General features: G+C 40.6%; 1 protein-coding gene. It reads left to right on the plus strand.

What is annotated here, in order from left to right; translation table 11 throughout:
- The coding region (locus AC1DRF_RS31610; protein WP_477742774.1) for an erythromycin esterase family protein at window positions 1-589 on the plus strand (589 nt) is incomplete at both ends.

Here is a 589-nt window from a genome sequence, read left to right on the forward strand (position 1 = left end):
GTCGATGACTTACTGCCGCTTATTAACACAGCAAGCCGCGCTCAATACGTACTTCTCGGAGAAGCCTCTCACGGCACATCTGAATTTTACGAAATTCGAGCAGCTATTACGAAAGAATTAATTCAGCATCATGATTTTTCCTTTATAGCAGTGGAAGGAGACTGGCCTTCGTGTTTTGAAGTTAATCGCTATATTAAAGGATATACAACTCAATACGCGAATGCCGAAGATGTCTTAAGATCTTTTAGCCGCTGGCCTTCATGGATGTGGGCCAATCAAGAAATAAAAGATTTGATTGAATGGCTTCGTGATTATAACAACAACTTGCCAGCACATCAGCCAAAAGTAGGTTTTTACGGCTTAGATGTATACAGCCTGTGGGAATCGATGGAAGCTATTATTGAGTACTTAGAAAACAACCACGCGCCTGATGCAAAGAAAGCGAAAAAAGCCTTTGAATGCTTTGAACCTTTTCATCGCGAAGCACAGATGTACGGAATTTCTTCTGCCCTTTACGGAAAGAACTGCATGGTAGAAATCTTAGAGCTTTTACAAACCATTCAGCAAAAAAAAGATACCTATACTCATG

The organism is Priestia sp. P5_B4, from assembly GCF_056400385.1.